This window comes from uncultured Tateyamaria sp. (assembly GCF_947503705.1).
Taxonomy (GTDB): Bacteria; Pseudomonadota; Alphaproteobacteria; order Rhodobacterales; family Rhodobacteraceae; genus Tateyamaria.
This window is the reverse complement of record NZ_CANNES010000001.1, coordinates 749002-763930: the sequence shown is the minus strand read 5'-3', so window position 1 is coordinate 763930 and position 14929 is coordinate 749002. Positions and strand designations below refer to the sequence as shown.

Annotated in this window: 14 protein-coding genes; 5 read left to right on the top strand and 9 right to left on the bottom strand. The window is 59.9% G+C overall.

All coding sequences use genetic code 11. The features are described 5' to 3' along the window. Positions 1–177 precede the first annotated feature (177 nt). The 4 genes from Q1A44_RS03790 (at position 178) to Q1A44_RS03775 (ending at position 3021) form a co-directional block, all read left to right on the top strand. Positions 178–726 (top strand): sigma-70 family RNA polymerase sigma factor, encoded by a 549-nt coding sequence (locus Q1A44_RS03790; protein ID WP_299619890.1) that lies wholly within the window; start codon positions 178–180, stop codon positions 724–726. Positions 727–734: 8 nt separating this feature from the next. After that, positions 735–1394, top strand: a complete 660-nt coding sequence (locus Q1A44_RS03785; RefSeq protein ID WP_299619887.1) for a ChrR family anti-sigma-E factor — start codon at positions 735–737, stop codon at positions 1392–1394. A 134-nt stretch (positions 1395–1528) separates the two neighbouring features. Then, positions 1529–2407: a phytanoyl-CoA dioxygenase family protein gene (locus tag Q1A44_RS03780; protein ID WP_299619884.1), complete on the top strand. Its 879-nt coding sequence runs from the start codon at positions 1529–1531 to the stop codon at positions 2405–2407. Then, positions 2407–3021, top strand: coding sequence for an HD domain-containing protein (locus Q1A44_RS03775; RefSeq protein WP_299619881.1), 615 nt, complete (start codon positions 2407–2409; stop codon positions 3019–3021). The genes Q1A44_RS03780 and Q1A44_RS03775 overlap by 1 nt, the downstream gene beginning before the upstream one ends. A gap of 80 nt (positions 3022–3101) precedes the next feature. Here the strand turns inward: Q1A44_RS03775 and rmuC are convergent, their stop codons facing one another. The 9 genes from rmuC to puuE form a co-directional block, all read right to left on the bottom strand. Beyond that, complete coding sequence (gene rmuC / locus Q1A44_RS03770; RefSeq protein ID WP_299619878.1) at positions 3102–4337, bottom strand: DNA recombination protein RmuC; 1236 nt, start codon at positions 4335–4337, stop codon at positions 3102–3104. Beyond that, positions 4334–6136 carry a DNA mismatch repair endonuclease MutL gene (gene mutL, locus Q1A44_RS03765; RefSeq protein ID WP_299619875.1) on the bottom strand — a complete coding sequence of 601 codons (1803 nt, stop codon included), beginning with the start codon at positions 6134–6136 and terminating at the stop codon, positions 4334–4336. Before mutL ends, rmuC begins: the two co-directional genes overlap by 4 nt. A gap of 136 nt (positions 6137–6272) precedes the next feature. Next, positions 6273–7481 (bottom strand): urate hydroxylase PuuD, encoded by a 1209-nt coding sequence (locus Q1A44_RS03760; protein ID WP_299619872.1) that lies wholly within the window; start codon positions 7479–7481, stop codon positions 6273–6275. A 125-nt stretch (positions 7482–7606) separates the two neighbouring features. Beyond that, on the bottom strand, positions 7607–8617 hold the full coding sequence (locus tag Q1A44_RS03755; RefSeq protein WP_299619869.1) for a cytochrome d ubiquinol oxidase subunit II: 1011 nt from the start codon (positions 8615–8617) through the stop codon (positions 7607–7609). Positions 8618–8622: 5 nt separating this feature from the next. Continuing rightward, a complete protein-coding gene (locus Q1A44_RS03750) occupies positions 8623–10011 on the bottom strand; it encodes a cytochrome ubiquinol oxidase subunit I (protein ID WP_299619866.1) in 1389 nt (462 codons plus the stop codon). Between the two features lie 201 nt (positions 10012–10212). Then, on the bottom strand, positions 10213–11562 hold the full coding sequence (locus Q1A44_RS03745; protein ID WP_299619862.1) for an aminotransferase class III-fold pyridoxal phosphate-dependent enzyme: 1350 nt from the start codon (positions 11560–11562) through the stop codon (positions 10213–10215). Positions 11563–11649: 87 nt separating this feature from the next. Next, complete coding sequence (locus Q1A44_RS03740; protein ID WP_299619859.1) at positions 11650–12138, bottom strand: ureidoglycolate lyase; 489 nt, start codon at positions 12136–12138, stop codon at positions 11650–11652. Next, positions 12125–12937, bottom strand: coding sequence for a bifunctional allantoicase/(S)-ureidoglycine aminohydrolase (locus Q1A44_RS03735; protein WP_299619856.1), 813 nt, complete (start codon positions 12935–12937; stop codon positions 12125–12127). The genes Q1A44_RS03740 and Q1A44_RS03735 overlap by 14 nt, the downstream gene beginning before the upstream one ends. Beyond that, entirely contained in the window at positions 12934–14346 is a 1413-nt protein-coding gene (gene puuE, locus Q1A44_RS03730; RefSeq protein ID WP_299619852.1) for an allantoinase PuuE, read from the bottom strand. Before puuE ends, Q1A44_RS03735 begins: the two co-directional genes overlap by 4 nt. 72 nt (positions 14347–14418) lie before the next feature. Between puuE and uraH the strand changes: the two genes are divergently transcribed. After that, a complete protein-coding gene (gene uraH, locus Q1A44_RS03725; RefSeq protein ID WP_299619849.1) occupies positions 14419–14778 on the top strand; it encodes a hydroxyisourate hydrolase in 360 nt (119 codons plus the stop codon). The last annotated feature ends 151 nt before the right edge of the window (positions 14779–14929 follow it).

The window sequence follows — 14929 nt, the reverse complement described above, 5'->3', positions numbered from 1 at the left end:
CTGTAATGTCTTACGCAGATCAGAGTGTTTCGGATGTTGAAAGAGCCGAAGTTTATTTTTGATCCGCTTTTGCGCGGCAGGCGTAGACCATTCATGTTGACGGGCGTAGATACGACTGAAACTCAAACAACCCCGCCCCCAGGCGTCGTCCTGGCACGGGCGGAAAGGCCCAAAGGCATGAAGAATAGCGATGGGAAGCGGATGCTGTGGGTCAGTCACATGACCCGTATCCGTGACCACCAGGATCAGGCTGCGTTTGCCGAGTTGTTCGATCACTTTGCCCCACGGGTCAAAGGGTTTCTGATCAAATCAGGAGCAAACAACTCGTTGGCCGAAGAGTGCGCACAGGAGGTCATGGCGACCTGTTGGCACAAGGCGCACATGTTTGATCCTGCCCGGGCATCCGTGGCGACATGGATTTTTACCATTGCCCGGAACCGAAAGATTGACGTGCTCCGAAAAGAGCGGCGGCCCGAGCCCGAAGAGTTGACATGGGGCCCCGAAGAAGAACCGGATCAGGCCGACGTGATGGCCATCCAACAGGAAAGCGAAATACTGGGACGCGCAATCGCAGAATTGCCGGAAGCCCAGAGGGAACTGATACAGAAGGCGTATTTCGGGGACTTTACCCATAGCGAAATCGCCGACCAAACGGGTCTGCCCTTGGGCACGATCAAATCCAGAATTAGGTTGGCGCTGGAACGTTTGCGCCACGCGATGAAGTGAAAATGAAAATGGCACACGAGATCAAACATCACCTGACGGACGACATCCTGATGGGTTATGCGGCGGGCACCTTGCCCGAGGCGTTCAACCTGATGGTTGCCGCCCACCTGTCGCTTTGTGACACCTGCCGCGCGCAGGCCGAAAGCTTTGACGCCGTTGGGGGCGAGGTGCTGAACGAAAGCATGTCGAACTCTGCGGCGATGACCTCTGACAGTCTGGCCGCAACCATGGCCTTGATCGCGGATGGGGCGATGAACTCCGAGGCGGCGGTCGAGCAAACTGCCGACCCGGTTCTGCCCAAACCGTTGCGCAACTATGTCGGCGGGTCACTGGACGACGTGAACTGGCGTGGTGTGGGAATGGGCGTCAAGCAGGCGATCCTGCCGACATCCAGCGGTGCTTCGGCACGGTTGCTGTTCATCCCTGCCGGGGCCGCAATGCCTGATCACGGGCACAGGGGCGTCGAAATGACAATGGTTCTCAAGGGCGCGTTCCAGGACGAGGACGGTTATTTCGCCCGCGGCGACGTCGAGATCGCTGACAGCGACCTGCACCACACGCCCGTGGCGGATATTCACGAGGACTGTATTTGCCTTGCGGTGACGGATGCACCTCTGACGTTCGAAGGGCTGCTGCCCAAGATCGTTCAGCGTTTCGCTCGGATATAGGACCCGTAAGGCGGGGGGTGTCCCCGCCATACGCCCGGGCCGAAAACCGACGCGACAAGCGTCGCCCGTGAGACAGATCAAGCCCTAAATCCAGAGTGATCCTGACTGCATAGCGCAATCAGGAGCATTTTGAGATGCAAACCACACTGGACCTGGCACAAGGGCATCTGTCGCAACCTCAGAAAGACCAATACTGGCGCGACGGGTTCCTTTTCCCTCTGCCGGCGTTGCCGGTAGATGCCGCACTTGCCGCGCGGCACGAATTTGAAGCGATGGAAGCCGAATGGCTGGCGCGCGATCTGCCCCACCCGCTGAATACCTACAAACGGGTGAACGCCCATGTTGTGATGCCGATGGCCGCTCGGATTGCTCAGGAGCCTGCCATCCTGGACGTGATCGAGGGGGTGCTTGGGCCCAACATCCTAATCTACTCGACAGAGTTCTTTATCAAAGAACCCAAGACGACCCAGATCGTGTCAATGCATCAGGATCTGACCTATTGGGGGTTGGGGGCGATTGACGGGCTGGTCACCGCCTGGATTGCGCTGTCACCTGCAACGCCTGCCTCGGGTTGCATGGATTTCGTGGCGGGCAGCCACAAGAACGCGATCCTGCCCCATGCCGACAGCTTTGACACAAACAACCTGCTCAGCCGTGGCCAGGAGGTCGCCGTGGAGGTGGCCGAGGACGACAAGACCGCCATCGAAATCCACCCCGGCCAGATGAGCCTGCACCACGGGTTGACCATCCATGGCTCTGGGCCCAATCGGTCTGACGACCGGCGCATCGCCTGCGTGGTCCGCTATGTCCGGCCGGACGTGGCGCAGGAAGTCGGGGATACCGATTACGCGATGCTCGCCAGGGGCCAAGACACGTTCGGTAACTTCACTCACATCCCCGCGCCAAGTGCCCTTTTTGCGCCCGATGCCCTGGCGCTTTATGATGAGATCAGGGCGGCCCAGGCCAAAGTCATGATGAAGGGTGCGACCGCCAAGACGGAGATTTACGCATAATGGACCACGTCAAATTCACCGCGATGAAAGATGGCGACAAGGAAGACTATGACTTCCTGACGGCTCACGAGATTGACTATACCAAGGGGACGGCAGCACGACTGCTGACAGCCCTAGAGTCATTGGACGAAAGCCTGTCTGGCTATCAGGTCACGCGGCTCGGTCATTCGACCCAGTCCGCAACTCGGGCCTGGCGGGACGGGGCTGATACCGACTGGGTCGTGGCAACACTTTTGCACGACATTGGCGACATTTTTGCGCCCTACAATCACGATGAATATGCGGCCTCGATTCTAAAACCCTTTGTGCGCGAGCAATGCACCTGGGTGGTGGAAAAGCATGGCGATTTTCAGATGATCTATTACGGCGAACATGTGGGTGCTGATCCGCACAAACGGGACGCCTATGCAGGCCATCCTTATTTCGACGATTGCGCAACGTTCTGCGAACGCTGGGATCAATCCAGCTTTGACCCCGACTATGACAGCCTTCCCATCGATTTCTTTCGGCCCATGGTGCACGAGGTGTTTGCCCGCGAACCTTATGACCCATCTGTGACGCAACCGGGGATGCGCGTGCCTCTTGTTGATCAAATGGTGGCCGCCAGCCGATAGGATGGGCGCATCACGGGTTCGCCTTGAGGGGATTTTTGCCCCGTCTCGCTTAAGCTCATGAGGCGGATCTTGATCAGCCCTTAGCTTTCCGACCCCTTCAACGGGACGACATTGGCGACAGGTTCTTCGATCTCTTCAAAATCGAAATTATCCAGACGGTGGGCCCGTTTGCCTGCCTTGTCGGCGCTGATCTTGATTTCTTCGATATCCTTGGACGCCTGACCAAAGTGCCGGTCCAGGTTGCCTACTCGCGTGCTCAGCCGGTCCACATCCCCCACCAGCAACGCCAGTTCCTTGCGGATGGCGCCAGCCTGTTCGCGCATCCGCGCGTCCTTGAGGATCGCGCGCATCGTGTTCAGTGTGGCCATGCAAGTGGTCGGTGACACGATCCAGACCCGTGCATCAAAGCCCGCACGCACCAAGTCGGGGAAGTTTGCATGTAGTTCGGCATATACTGCCTCGGACGGCAGGAACATCAACGCCCCGTCCGCTGTCTCGCCCTCGATGATGTACTTCTCAGATATGTCAGAGATGTGCTTTTTCACGGCTACTTTCATCTGCGCCACGGCCTGTTTCAGGGCATGATCGCTGTCGGCGGCCCGCAGCGCCTCGTAGGCCTCCAGCGGGAATTTGCTGTCGATTACGATCGGCCCGGGCGGGTTCGGCAGATGGATCAGGCAGTCCGCCCGTTTCCCGTTCGACAGCGTATGCTGCAACGCATAGCTGTCACTCGGGAGCGCTTTGCCCACGATGTCGCGCAGCTGAATTTCGCCAAAGGCCCCACGTGTCTGCTTGTTTGACAGGATATCCTGCAAGGACAGCACGTCACCCGACAGCTTGGTGATATTGTCCTGCGCCTTGTCGATGGCCGCCAGGCGTTCTTGCAATTGGGTCAGGCTTGTGGTCGTCTGCTTGGACGATCCATGCAGGCTCTCGCGCATCCGCTCCTGCATCTCGGTCAGGCCTCGTTGGGTCCGCATCGCGTTGTCGGCCAGACGGTCCTGCATCTGCTGTTGCACACTGGCGAGGCGCTGCTCAACCGTCTGGGCCAGCTGCGCCTGCCCGTTGGTCGACGTGTCGGACACCATCTGCAACGAGGCACGCAGCCCTTCTTGCCCCTGCGCCAAGCCCTGCACATGCTGCCCCAGATAGCCGATCTGCTGCGCCAAGGGCTCTGCCGCACGGGCAGACCGGCCCGCCGCGCGCAACGCCAGGATCAGCAAAATCACGATCAACAGGATCAAAGCCGCGCCGACCAACCCAACCACAACCAACGGATCGCTGGTATCCAGCGTGATATCTCCGATCTGGATCATGTCCGCCCAAACAGCCGTTCGATATCGGCCAATTTCAGCTCCACGTATGTCGGTCGCCCATGGTTGCACTGACCGGAATGGGGCGTCGCTTCCATCTCACGCAAAAGCGCATTCATCTCCTCGCCCCGCATCCGGCGGCCAGAGCGGATAGACCCATGACAGGCCACCCGGCTCAGGATCGCCTCGATCCGCGCCTGCACCGATTGGCTGCTGCCCAGATCGGCCAATTCATCCAGAATGTCGTGGATCATCGCCTTGGCGTTGACCTCTCCCAGAATTGCGGGCGTTTCGCGCACGGCAATGGCGTCGCCGCCAAAAGGTTCGATGCCCAGTCCAAGACGGCTCAGGTCTTCAGCCACATCCATCAAACGGGCGCATTCCGCCGAACTCAGGCTGACGATCTCGGGGATGAGCAGCGCCTGTGCCGCCACACCGTTTTCGGCCATCTGATGTTTCAGTTTTTCATAAACCAGCCGCTCATGCGCGGCGTGCTGGTCGACGATGACCATGCCGGTTTGGGTCTGGGCCACGATGTAATTCTCATGCACCTGCCCCCGCGCCACACCTAAAGGCAGGTCCTCTGGCGCGGCTTCGGATTCATAAACCGGCTCGACAACCTGACCACTAAAGGCCGCGTTCATCTCGGCAAAACCGGAAGTGGCACGCGGCCCAAGGCTGGGGCGATCCATCTGATAGACGCGTGGCTCCACCTGTTCCGGCCTCATCGCGCCCAATGTGGCCCCCGCCACGGTGGTAGAGGCGCGATGGCCCGCCTCTGCCAAAGCATGGCGCAGGCCAGACACGATCAGACCCCGGGCCAGACCCGGATCACGAAAGCGGACCTCGGACTTGGCGGGATGCACGTTCACATCCACCAACTCGGGATCGCAATCAATGAACAGGGCTGCCGCCGGATGTCTATCGCGGCTGAGGAAATCGAAATACGCGGCGCGCAGAGCACCGATCAGCAGCTTGTCCTTGACCGGGCGACCGTTCACGTAGAGGAACTGCGCCACCGCAGCGCCCCGAGAATAGGTGGGCAACGCGGCATATCCGGTCAGGTGCAGGCCCTCGCGGACTGTATCAATGGCAATGCTGTTTTCGGCAAATTCAGCGCCTTGAACGTTAGAGAGGCGCGCACGCAGGGCGACCATCGGGTCGCCGATTTCTGCCTCGACGCAGAACACGCGGCGCGGGTCGTTTGACACATCGCGCAACTCAAACCGGACATAGGGTTCGGCCATTGCGAGGCGCTTGATCATGTCGGTAATCGCCTGCGCCTCCGCCCGATCCGTCCGTAGGAATTTGAGGCGGGCGGGCGTGGCGTAAAAAAGATCACGCAGAGTGATCACAGTGCCTGCATTCAATGCGGCGGGTTTGACGGGGCCCGTGGTGCCGCCCGAGACCGAGATTTCTGCAGCCTCCGCGCCCGGCACACGGCTCGCGATGGTCAAACGGCCAACGGCACCGAGGCTAGGGAGCGCTTCGCCGCGAAAGCCAAAGGTGTGGATATTCAAAAGGTCCGAGCCATCAATTTTCGACGTGGCATGGCGGCTGAGGGCAAGCGGCAGGTCGTCGGCGGCAATACCGCAGCCATCATCCGTCACCCGGATCAACGTCTTGCCACCATCGGCCACGTCAATGCTGATCCGGCGCGCCCCTGCGTCTATGGCGTTTTCCACCAATTCCTTGACCGCCGAAGCGGGTCGTTCAACAACTTCACCCGCCGCGATACGGTTGATGGCCGCCTCGTCCAACTGGCGGATCACGGGTCTTATGTTGGGAGCATGAGTGTTCATCCCACAATACCTAGCATGTCAAAGCGCGATTCGACACCCATCGTCGCGGCTGGTGGATCAAGATCGGCCTAACGCGGATGGGCCAAACGCGGACACGGATAAGCGAAAGGCATACCAGCGGTGCACCATCGACGTCTCAGCCCTTGGTGGCGGATAAATACCACGCAACAATGGCCGCTCGATCCGCGTCGTCCATGTAGCTGACATTGGCGGGTGGCATCGCGTGGCTGATCCCTGCTTGCAGGTACACAGCGCGGGCATGGCGGGTCAGGTCGGCCTCGGTCTCAAGCACAACGCCCTTGGGCGCCCACATCAGCCCGCTCCAAACCGGTTCCGCTGCGTGGCACATACTGCACCGGCCCAGCACAATGTCGTGGACCTCCTCGAAACCCTGTGCCTCAGCAAAGCGGGTCACTACCGCCGCCTCACGTTGCGCAAAAGTTGCGGTGCTGAGCCAGACGATAGCGATAAAGATGAGTGCCGTGACCGCCCAGGTCCAATGCGGATTTCCTTTGCGCGCGTGGTGTGTGTTGAACCAATGGCGGATGGTCACGCCCATCAGGAACACCAGGCTCGCGATCACCCAATTCCATTCGGTGGCAAAGGCCAGCGGATAGTGATTGCTGAGCATCAGGAAAATTACGGGCAGGGTCAGATAGTTGTTGTGTGTCGACCGCTGCTTGGCAATCTTGCCGTATTTGGCGTCGGGTGTGCGCCCCGCCATCAGGTCGGCCACGACAATTTTCTGGTTCGGGATGATCACAAAAAACACGTTGCCCGACATCAGCGTGGCCGTGAAAGCCCCCAGGTGCAAAAGCGCCGCGCGGCCCGTGAACACCTGCGCATAGAACCAGGCCATCGCGACCAGAACCGCGAACAACGCCACCATCAGAACCGTCTGGTTCGCGTTCACGAACACGTTGCAGAGTACCGTGTAGGCCACCCAACCGAAGGCCAGCGACGCCAGCGAAATGCTCACCGCCTGCCAGGTCGCAAGGTCCATCACATTGGGGTCGATCAGGTAGAATTCCGCCCCAAGATAATACACCAGAACGAGCAGGAAGAAACCGCTGAGCCAGGTCCAGTAACTCTGCCATTTGTGCCATATAAGGCCGTCGGGCATGTGGGCCGGCGCCACCAGATATTTCTGGATGTGATAAAACCCACCGCCATGGACCTGCCATTCCTCACCATCGGCACCGGACGCAAGGTTCCGGTTGCGATGCAGCCCCAAATCCAGCGCGATGAAGTAGAATGACGACCCGATCCATGCAATCGCGGTGATCACGTGCAGCCATCTTACAGCAAATTCAAGCCATGCGCCCATCGCGGCGAGGTCATACATATCGGCGTCCCTTAGTTCCCGCCCGCCAGACTAGACCTGGCGCGCGGGAAGGGGAAGCGTGCATTGGGACTCTGCCCTTCGGGCAATGCAGCCCTCCCCAGGGCTATTTTCCGAACAGAGACGGGTCAGTCGTAGCGCAGTTCGACCGCCTTGCCCTTGAACACAGTATAGGCCAGCGCCGTGTATCCCGCGATCATCGGCAGGACAAAGACGGTGCCGACCAATATGATGAACAGGCTTTCGGGCGCGCTGGCCGCCTCGTAAATCGTCAGCTTTTCCGGCACCACGTAGGGATAGAAGGAATAGGCCAAACCGCCAAATGCCAACACAAACAGCGCGATTGCGTAAAGAAAGGGCGTTCTGGCACCCCTGTCGTCAGGCTTGGGCAAGCTTTGCAACGACCGCCACATGAGTAGCACGATCAACCCCGACAGCATCGGTAGCGGCGCGAGGTACAGCATTTCGGGAAAACTGAACCATTTGTCGAAAATCCGCGTGCTGACCAGCGGGGTTGCCATAGACACCAACCCAAGGCCCAGAACAAGCCCCCAGATGCCGCCCTTGGCCCAGGCCACGGATTTGCGTTGCAACCCTTCCTCGGTCTTGAGGATCAGCCAGCATGCCCCGATGAAGGAATAGGCCACCGTCAGGAACACGGCAGTGATCATGGCAAAAATCCAGGTGCCAAGCGTGCTTTCCAGCCCCATCAAGTATTTGCCCAACATGAAGCCCTGGCTGAGCGAGGTCATCAGAGAACCCGCGAAAAACGCCCAGTTCCATGTCGCTTTGTGCGGCGTGGGGGCCTTGACCCGAAATTCGAACGCCACGCCGCGCAGGATCAGGCCGATCAGCATGATGGCCACCGGCAGGTAAAGCGACGTCAAAATCGCACCATGGGCTGCCGGAAAGGCCACCAGCAACAGGCCGATGGCCAGCACCAGCCACGTCTCGTTCGCGTCCCAGAATGGGCCGATCGAGGCCACCATCACGTCCTTTTCCGCGTCCGAGGCAAAGGGGAAGAGAATCCCAACGCCCAAATCAAAGCCGTCCAGAACCACATAGACCAGGATCGACACGCCCATGAGGGCGGCGAAGGTGAATGGCAGCCATTGTGCCGGATCGCCAAACAGTTCCATTCACCTCACTCCGCTGGCACGTTGCGCGCATAGGCTTGGCCCGACAAGGCCGTTCGGGGGCGCGGCAGGTCGCCGTCCACCGCCTTGCGCGCAAGGTAGAACAGTACGCTGATATAGGCGGTCAGCAGCAACGCATAGATGGCAAGGTAAGCGATGAGTGTGGTCGCCACCATGGGTGCCGGAACGTCCGCGACCGCTTGTTTGGTGGTCAGCACACCCTGGACCAGCCAGGGTTGGCGACCAATCTCGGTCGTGTACCAGCCCGCAAGCGTCGCCACCCAACCCGAGAAGGCCATCGGCACCATCGCGTAATACATGAGCGTCGGAATACCCTCGGGCCCACGCTTTTTGCGCAGCATCAGGTAGGCCGCCGTCCAACTCAGCAGCAGCATGGCAAAGCCAGTCGCCACCATGATCCGGAAGGACCAGAAGACGGGCGCCACAGGGGGGTGCATCACCTCGCCGTCCTCGGTCACAAAGTCGTTCAAGCCAGGCACGACACCATCGGCTTTGTGCTTGAGGATAATGGAGGCCATGTTTGGAATGCCAATCTCCATCCGGTTTTCGCGAGCCTCTTCGTCCGGGATCGCAAAAAGCAGCAAGGGCACGTTGGATTGCGTTTCCCAGTTGCCCTCCATCGCGGCGACTTTTTGCGGCTGATACTCCAGTGTGTTGAGACCATGCAGATCACCCATCAGGATCTGAACGGGGATCAGCAAGGCACCCAGATACACACCGGTTTTGATCGTGGCTCGCACACCGCCCGACCGGTCACCCAAAAGCCAACGAAAGGCGCTGAGCCCAACGATAAGAAAGGCCACCGTGAGGCCAGAGGCCAGCATCATGTGCGTGAAACGGTAAGGCAGCGACGGGTTAAAGATGATCTCGTACCAGTTGGTAGCATAGGCCACACCGTCAATCATTTCAAAGCCTTGCGGCGTGTGCATCCAGCTGTTCAGCACGATGATCCAGAAGGCGGACATGCTGGTCCCGAAGGCCACGAGGAATGTGGACAGGGTGTGCAACCAGCCCGGGACCCGGGAAAAGCCAAAAAGCATGATGCCCAAAAACACAGCCTCAAGGAAAAATGCGGTCATGATTTCATAGGCCAGAAGTGGCCCCGCGATATTGCCCACCGCTTCCATGAAACCGGGCCAGTTGGTGCCAAACTGGAAAGACATGGTGATGCCCGACACGACACCCATGGCAAAGGACAGGGCAAAGACTTTGACCCAAAAGCGGTAGGCTTCCATCCATTTCATGTCGCCCGTCGCGTTAAAGCGCAGCTTGAAGAACAACAGCACCCAGCCCAGCGCGATCGTGATCGTCGGGAACAGGATGTGGAAGGATATGTTGGCCCCGAACTGTATTCGGGACAAAATGAGCGTGTCCATGATGACCTCCGTTGGGTCGCGTCAAATGTATCTGTTGTTCAGGTACATAGACCGCCCTTGCAAAGGTTCATTAGGGGTGCGACAGCGTGCGCAGGGGTAAAACCTGCGCGTTTTGTCACATGGGATTGCCGTCGGGGCAGTGCGGAATTCGACACGAATTCCGGCCGTTTTCCGATGATCGGAAAACGTTTCGCCCTTGGATCAGGCCGCGCGCAATCCGGCCTCAAGCCCCGCCAGGACCTGATCGACCTCAGCCTCGGTAATCACCAAAGGCGGCGACATCATGATGTTGTTGCCCCCCACGCGTACCATCGCGCCCGCCTCATAGGCCGCAACCTGAATCCGCTTCATCGTGGCCGGATCCATCGGTGTCTTGGCCGCCGCATCGCTCACAATTTCGACACCCGTCATCAACCCATGCCCGCCGCGCACGTCACCCACGATGTCGTACTTCGCCATCAACGCCTGACAGCCCGCATACAACTGCGCCCCGCGTGGCCCCGCATTGGCCTTTGTGTCCAGGCGCTGCGTTTCTGACAGGCAAGCCGTCACCGCTGCCGCCCCCACGGGATGCGCCGAATAGGTATAGCCGTGGAAAATCGCCCCATCGGCATCCGCTTTTTCAAACACCTCTGCCACCGCCGCGCTCATCAGTGCAGCCCCCACCGGGAAATAGCCCGAGGTGATCCCCTTGGCACAGCTCATCATGTCAGGCTGCACCCCCCAATGGCGGCTGCCGGTCCAATCCCCCGTGCGGCCAAAACCGGTGATCACTTCATCCGCGATCATCAAGATCCCGTGTCGGTCACAAATCTCGCGCATCAGCAGCATAAAGGTCGCGTCGGGCACGATGACCCCACCCGCGCCCTGAATCGGCTCCATGATGAACGCCGCAATACTGCCGGGCCCCTGAAACTGAATCTCATCTTCCATCGCCGCCGCGATGTTCTGCGCCAACTTGACCGGGTCCGTTTCCTCAAATGGGTTGCGATAGGGATAAGGCGACGGCAGGTGGAAACAGCCGGGCATCAGAGGCTCATAGGCAATCCGAAACCGGTTGTTTCCGTTGACAGAGGCACCGCCAAAATGCGTCCCGTGATAGCCTTTTTTCAGTGATAGGAACTTGGTCCGCCCAGGCTCCCCCTTGATCCGATGATATTGACGGGCCAGCCGCAAGCAAGTCTCGACTGAATCCGAACCCCCAGAGGTGAAAAACACCCGCGCCATGCCGTCGGGCTCAAAAAATTCGCGCACGGCATAAGAGGCTTCAATGGCGGGCGGGTTCGAGGTGCCCGCAAAGGCGGAATAATAGGGAAGATCATAGAGCTGTTTGGCAATCGCGTCTTTGACCACATCGTTCGAATAGCCCAGGTTCACACACCACAAGCCACCCACTGCGTCGACAACCCTGTGGCCATCAATGTCCTCGATGCTCGACCCGCTGGCCCCGGTGATGATCGTGGGTGCATTGGCCATCGCATCGCCCGGATGCCCCATCGGGTGCCACATGTGCTGGGCGTTGTTGGCGCGCAAGAAGTTGTCGTCTTTCATGGCGAGGTCCTTTGGCTGAAGAATGGGCACGCATCCCGTTGCACCATCGCTGCCGTGCAAAACCCCATCCGTCAAGCGTTTCGAAGGTTACCCCACCACCAGCCAGGGCGGATCAAGCCTGACCTCCTCTAGGTTGGGCGTCGGCCCGATCCGATCCACCACAGCGAAAAGGCCAGGCGCATGCAGAGGTGTGAGAACACCGTGCCAGATGCCCCGATGCAGGTTGATCCCTTGCCCCGGCGCCGTCAGAAACGCCAGGGGCGCGCCCGGGCGGCCCCCGTCATCCGGGGCGACCGTGACCAGAAAGGAATGCTCTGACATGGGCAAAAACGCCTGGCTCCCGTCTGGATGCCGCTCCATCAGATCAAGGGTATAAGGCAGGCTGCGCGGCTCTGCCTTGAACAAGCTAATGCCGCCCCGCGCGTCACCGAAATCCAGAACAGCCCGGTCGTGATAGCGCCCACAAAGCCCCGCATTGATCATCTTGTCCGGGTCACCCGCACAGTCCAGCAGATCGCCAAACGGGGCAAAGGCCTCCGCTGTCATTGGCAGGCAGCGGACCTCACAAAGGGACATGGCGGTTCACATCCTTGTACAGCAGATAGCGGAACGGCCCCTCGCCCGTTGCGATACACGCCTGCGGACAAAACGCACGCAACCACATGAAATCACCGGGGCCCACGCTGACCCAATCCTTGTTCAGCAGGTACTCGGCCGTCCCCTCCAGCACATAAAGCCCGTGTTCCATCACATGTGTCTCGGCAAAGGGGATGCGGCCACCGGGTCGAAAATTAACGATATTCACGTGCATGTCGTGGTTCAGATCAAAGGGGTCCACAAAGCGCTGCGTGGCCCAATCCCCATTCGAATTGGGCATGGGTATTGGGGCGACATCGCGGTCATGGGTGACGAACGCTTCTGGCATCGTGTAGCCGGACCCTTGGACATATCGTTTGCGGATCCAGTGCACGCCGCAGGTGTCCTCGCTCCGGTTCCACAGAGTCCAGGCCGATCCGGGTGGCAGATAGGCATAGCTGCCAGCCTCAAGGCCAAAAGTCGCGGGCCCCATCGTCAGGCGCGCCGCGCCATATGCCACAAATAGAACCGCCTGTGCATCGCGGTCTGGTTCAGGCGTATTGCTGCCCCCTTCAGGGGCCAGTTCCAGCGCGTATTGAGCAAAAGTTTCCGCAAAACCGCTGAGCGGACGAGCCAGGACCCAGACCCGTGTGCCTGTCCAGTCAGGCAGGAAAGACGTCACAATATCGCGCTGGGTCGACGCAGGCAGCACCGCATAAGCTTCGGTGAAAATCGCAGTGCTTTCGGGGTTGTCACCCATGTCAGGCATCCCACCGGGTGGAAACGCATAAGTGCTCATAGCATCGCCTCCAACCTGAGCCGCGCAATGCGTTCCACCTGGCGACACGCCTCGTCAAACTCGACCTCGGTGCCGTTGTTCACGCGCCGCTCAAACGCGCGCAGGATGCCCGCCTTGGAATGATCCCGGACCGCGATGATAAAGGGAAAGCCGTGTTTGGCCACATAGGCGCTGTTCATTGCTGCAAAAGTTTCGCGTTCCGCGTCGGTCAACGCATCCAGCCCCGCACTTGCCTGCTCTGCCGTGCTGTCATCGGTCAACCGCCTGGCCGCCGCCAGCTTGCCTGCCAGATCGGGATGGGCCTGCAAAACACGCAAACGATCCTCTGGGGGCGCCGCGCGAAACACCCGGCACATCGCCGAATGGAGCCCCAGCGCCGTGTCGTGGGCGCGACCCAGCTCAAGGCCCCATGCTCCTTCGGCCACCCAGGGCGAATGCTCAAACACGCCACCGAACTGCTCGACAAACGCCTCATGCCCCAACTCGGACGAGCGTACACGGCGCTGATGGGGGTGATGTTCTGCCCAATGGGCAGCAATATCGGCGCGGCGCGCGCACCAAACGCCCTCGTGGCCCTGCACATATTCCACAAACCGGCGCAACGCCTGCACCCGACCGGGTCTGCCCACCAACCGGCAATGCAGGCCAACGGACATCATCGCGGGCCGCCCCTCGACCCCTTCGGCATAAAGCGCATCAAAGGTATCGCGCAGATAGGCATAGAACTGATCGCCCGAATTGAACCCCTGCGCGGTGGCAAAACGCATGTCGTTGCAATCCAGCGTATAGGGAATGATCAGCTGATCACGGTCCCCGGCTTCTGCCCAATAGGGCAGATCGTCATCATAGGTGTCGCTGATCCAGTCAAAACCCTGCTGGGCCGCCAAAGCCACCGTGTTCTCCGACGCGCGACCGGTATACCACCCCTTGGGCGGACTGCCGGTAACCTGCGTATGCAACTCAATCGCCGCCGCCATATCAGCGGCCTCATCGGCTTCGGAGAAGTCCTTGTAATCGATCCATTTCAGCCCGTGGCTGGCAATCTCCCAATCGGCGTCCTGCATGGCGGCCACCTGGGCCGGACTGCGGGCCAGCGCCGTCGCCACGCCATAAACCGTCACCGGAATGTTCGCGCCTGTGAACAACCGATGCAGCCGCCAAAACCCCGCCCGCGCGCCATAGTCATAGATGCTTTCCATGTTCCAATGGCGCTGCCCGGGCCAGGGGGCGGCCCCCACGATCTCGGACAAAAACGCCTCCGACGCCGCATCACCATGCAGCAGGCAGTTTTCGCCCCCCTCCTCGTAATTCACGACAAAGGACACCGCGATGCGCGCGCCCCCGGGCCAGGCGGCATCCGGGCGGTCGGGGCCGTGGCCATGAAAATCACGCGGATAACGAGGGGGCATTTCGACCATGGACAGGGCTTTGCTCTTGGGATTTGTTGGCGCTTAATCTGCGCTAGGCGGAAAGGGGATGCAATGACCACCGGATATCTGACGACGCATGTGCTGGACACGGCGCGGGGCCTGCCGGGCGCAGGGATCAAAATCGCGCTCTACCGGGTGTCGGGGAACTCCCACCGCAAAATCGCCGAAGCCGTGACCAATGAAGACGGCCGCACCGACAGCCCGATCCTGCCCGCAGGCAAGATGAAGGCAGGCCAATACGAGCTGATCTTTTTCTGCGGCGCTTACATCGACGCAAACGGGCTAAGCACCGACGAGATCAAATTCCTGGACCAAATCCCAATCCGGTTCGGCGTGACAGACGAGGCCGCCCACTACCACGTCCCCCTCCTGCTCTCCCCCTACGGCTATTCAACGTATCGGGGGAGTTGAGGGGGCAGTGCCGACGATCAACACGTACTTCGCAATGTCAGCTTGGAGCCCATTTTGACCGATGCTGCGGTGTGCACGAATGCTTGCTACTGGAAGGTAAAGCGGGGTTATGGATATGGTAGGGTACTTGTGTTGCACACACCCACGCGAA

Excerpts from the sequence above, each read along its gene's own strand:
- Q1A44_RS03790 (WP_299619890.1), top strand. The coding sequence starts at position 178 with ATGAAGAATAGCGATGGGAAGCGGATGCTGTGGGTCAGTCACATGACC.
- mutL (WP_299619875.1), bottom strand. The coding sequence starts at position 6,136 with ATGAACACTCATGCTCCCAACATAAGACCCGTGATCCGCCAGTTGGAC.
- Q1A44_RS03750 (WP_299619866.1), bottom strand. The coding sequence starts at position 10,011 with ATGGACACGCTCATTTTGTCCCGAATACAGTTCGGGGCCAACATATCC.
- Q1A44_RS03760 (WP_299619872.1), bottom strand. The coding sequence starts at position 7,481 with ATGTATGACCTCGCCGCGATGGGCGCATGGCTTGAATTTGCTGTAAGA.
- puuE (WP_299619852.1), bottom strand. The coding sequence starts at position 14,346 with ATGCCCCCTCGTTATCCGCGTGATTTTCATGGCCACGGCCCCGACCGC.
- Q1A44_RS03755 (WP_299619869.1), bottom strand. The coding sequence starts at position 8,617 with ATGGAACTGTTTGGCGATCCGGCACAATGGCTGCCATTCACCTTCGCC.
- uraH (WP_299619849.1), top strand. The coding sequence starts at position 14,419 with ATGACCACCGGATATCTGACGACGCATGTGCTGGACACGGCGCGGGGC.
- rmuC (WP_299619878.1), bottom strand. The coding sequence starts at position 4,337 with ATGATCCAGATCGGAGATATCACGCTGGATACCAGCGATCCGTTGGTT.
- Q1A44_RS03735 (WP_299619856.1), bottom strand. The coding sequence starts at position 12,937 with ATGAGCACTTATGCGTTTCCACCCGGTGGGATGCCTGACATGGGTGAC.
- Q1A44_RS03740 (WP_299619859.1), bottom strand. The coding sequence starts at position 12,138 with ATGTCCCTTTGTGAGGTCCGCTGCCTGCCAATGACAGCGGAGGCCTTT.
- Q1A44_RS03745 (WP_299619862.1), bottom strand. The coding sequence starts at position 11,562 with ATGAAAGACGACAACTTCTTGCGCGCCAACAACGCCCAGCACATGTGG.
- Q1A44_RS03780 (WP_299619884.1), top strand. The coding sequence starts at position 1,529 with ATGCAAACCACACTGGACCTGGCACAAGGGCATCTGTCGCAACCTCAG.
- Q1A44_RS03785 (WP_299619887.1), top strand. The coding sequence starts at position 735 with ATGGCACACGAGATCAAACATCACCTGACGGACGACATCCTGATGGGT.
- Q1A44_RS03775 (WP_299619881.1), top strand. The coding sequence starts at position 2,407 with ATGGACCACGTCAAATTCACCGCGATGAAAGATGGCGACAAGGAAGAC.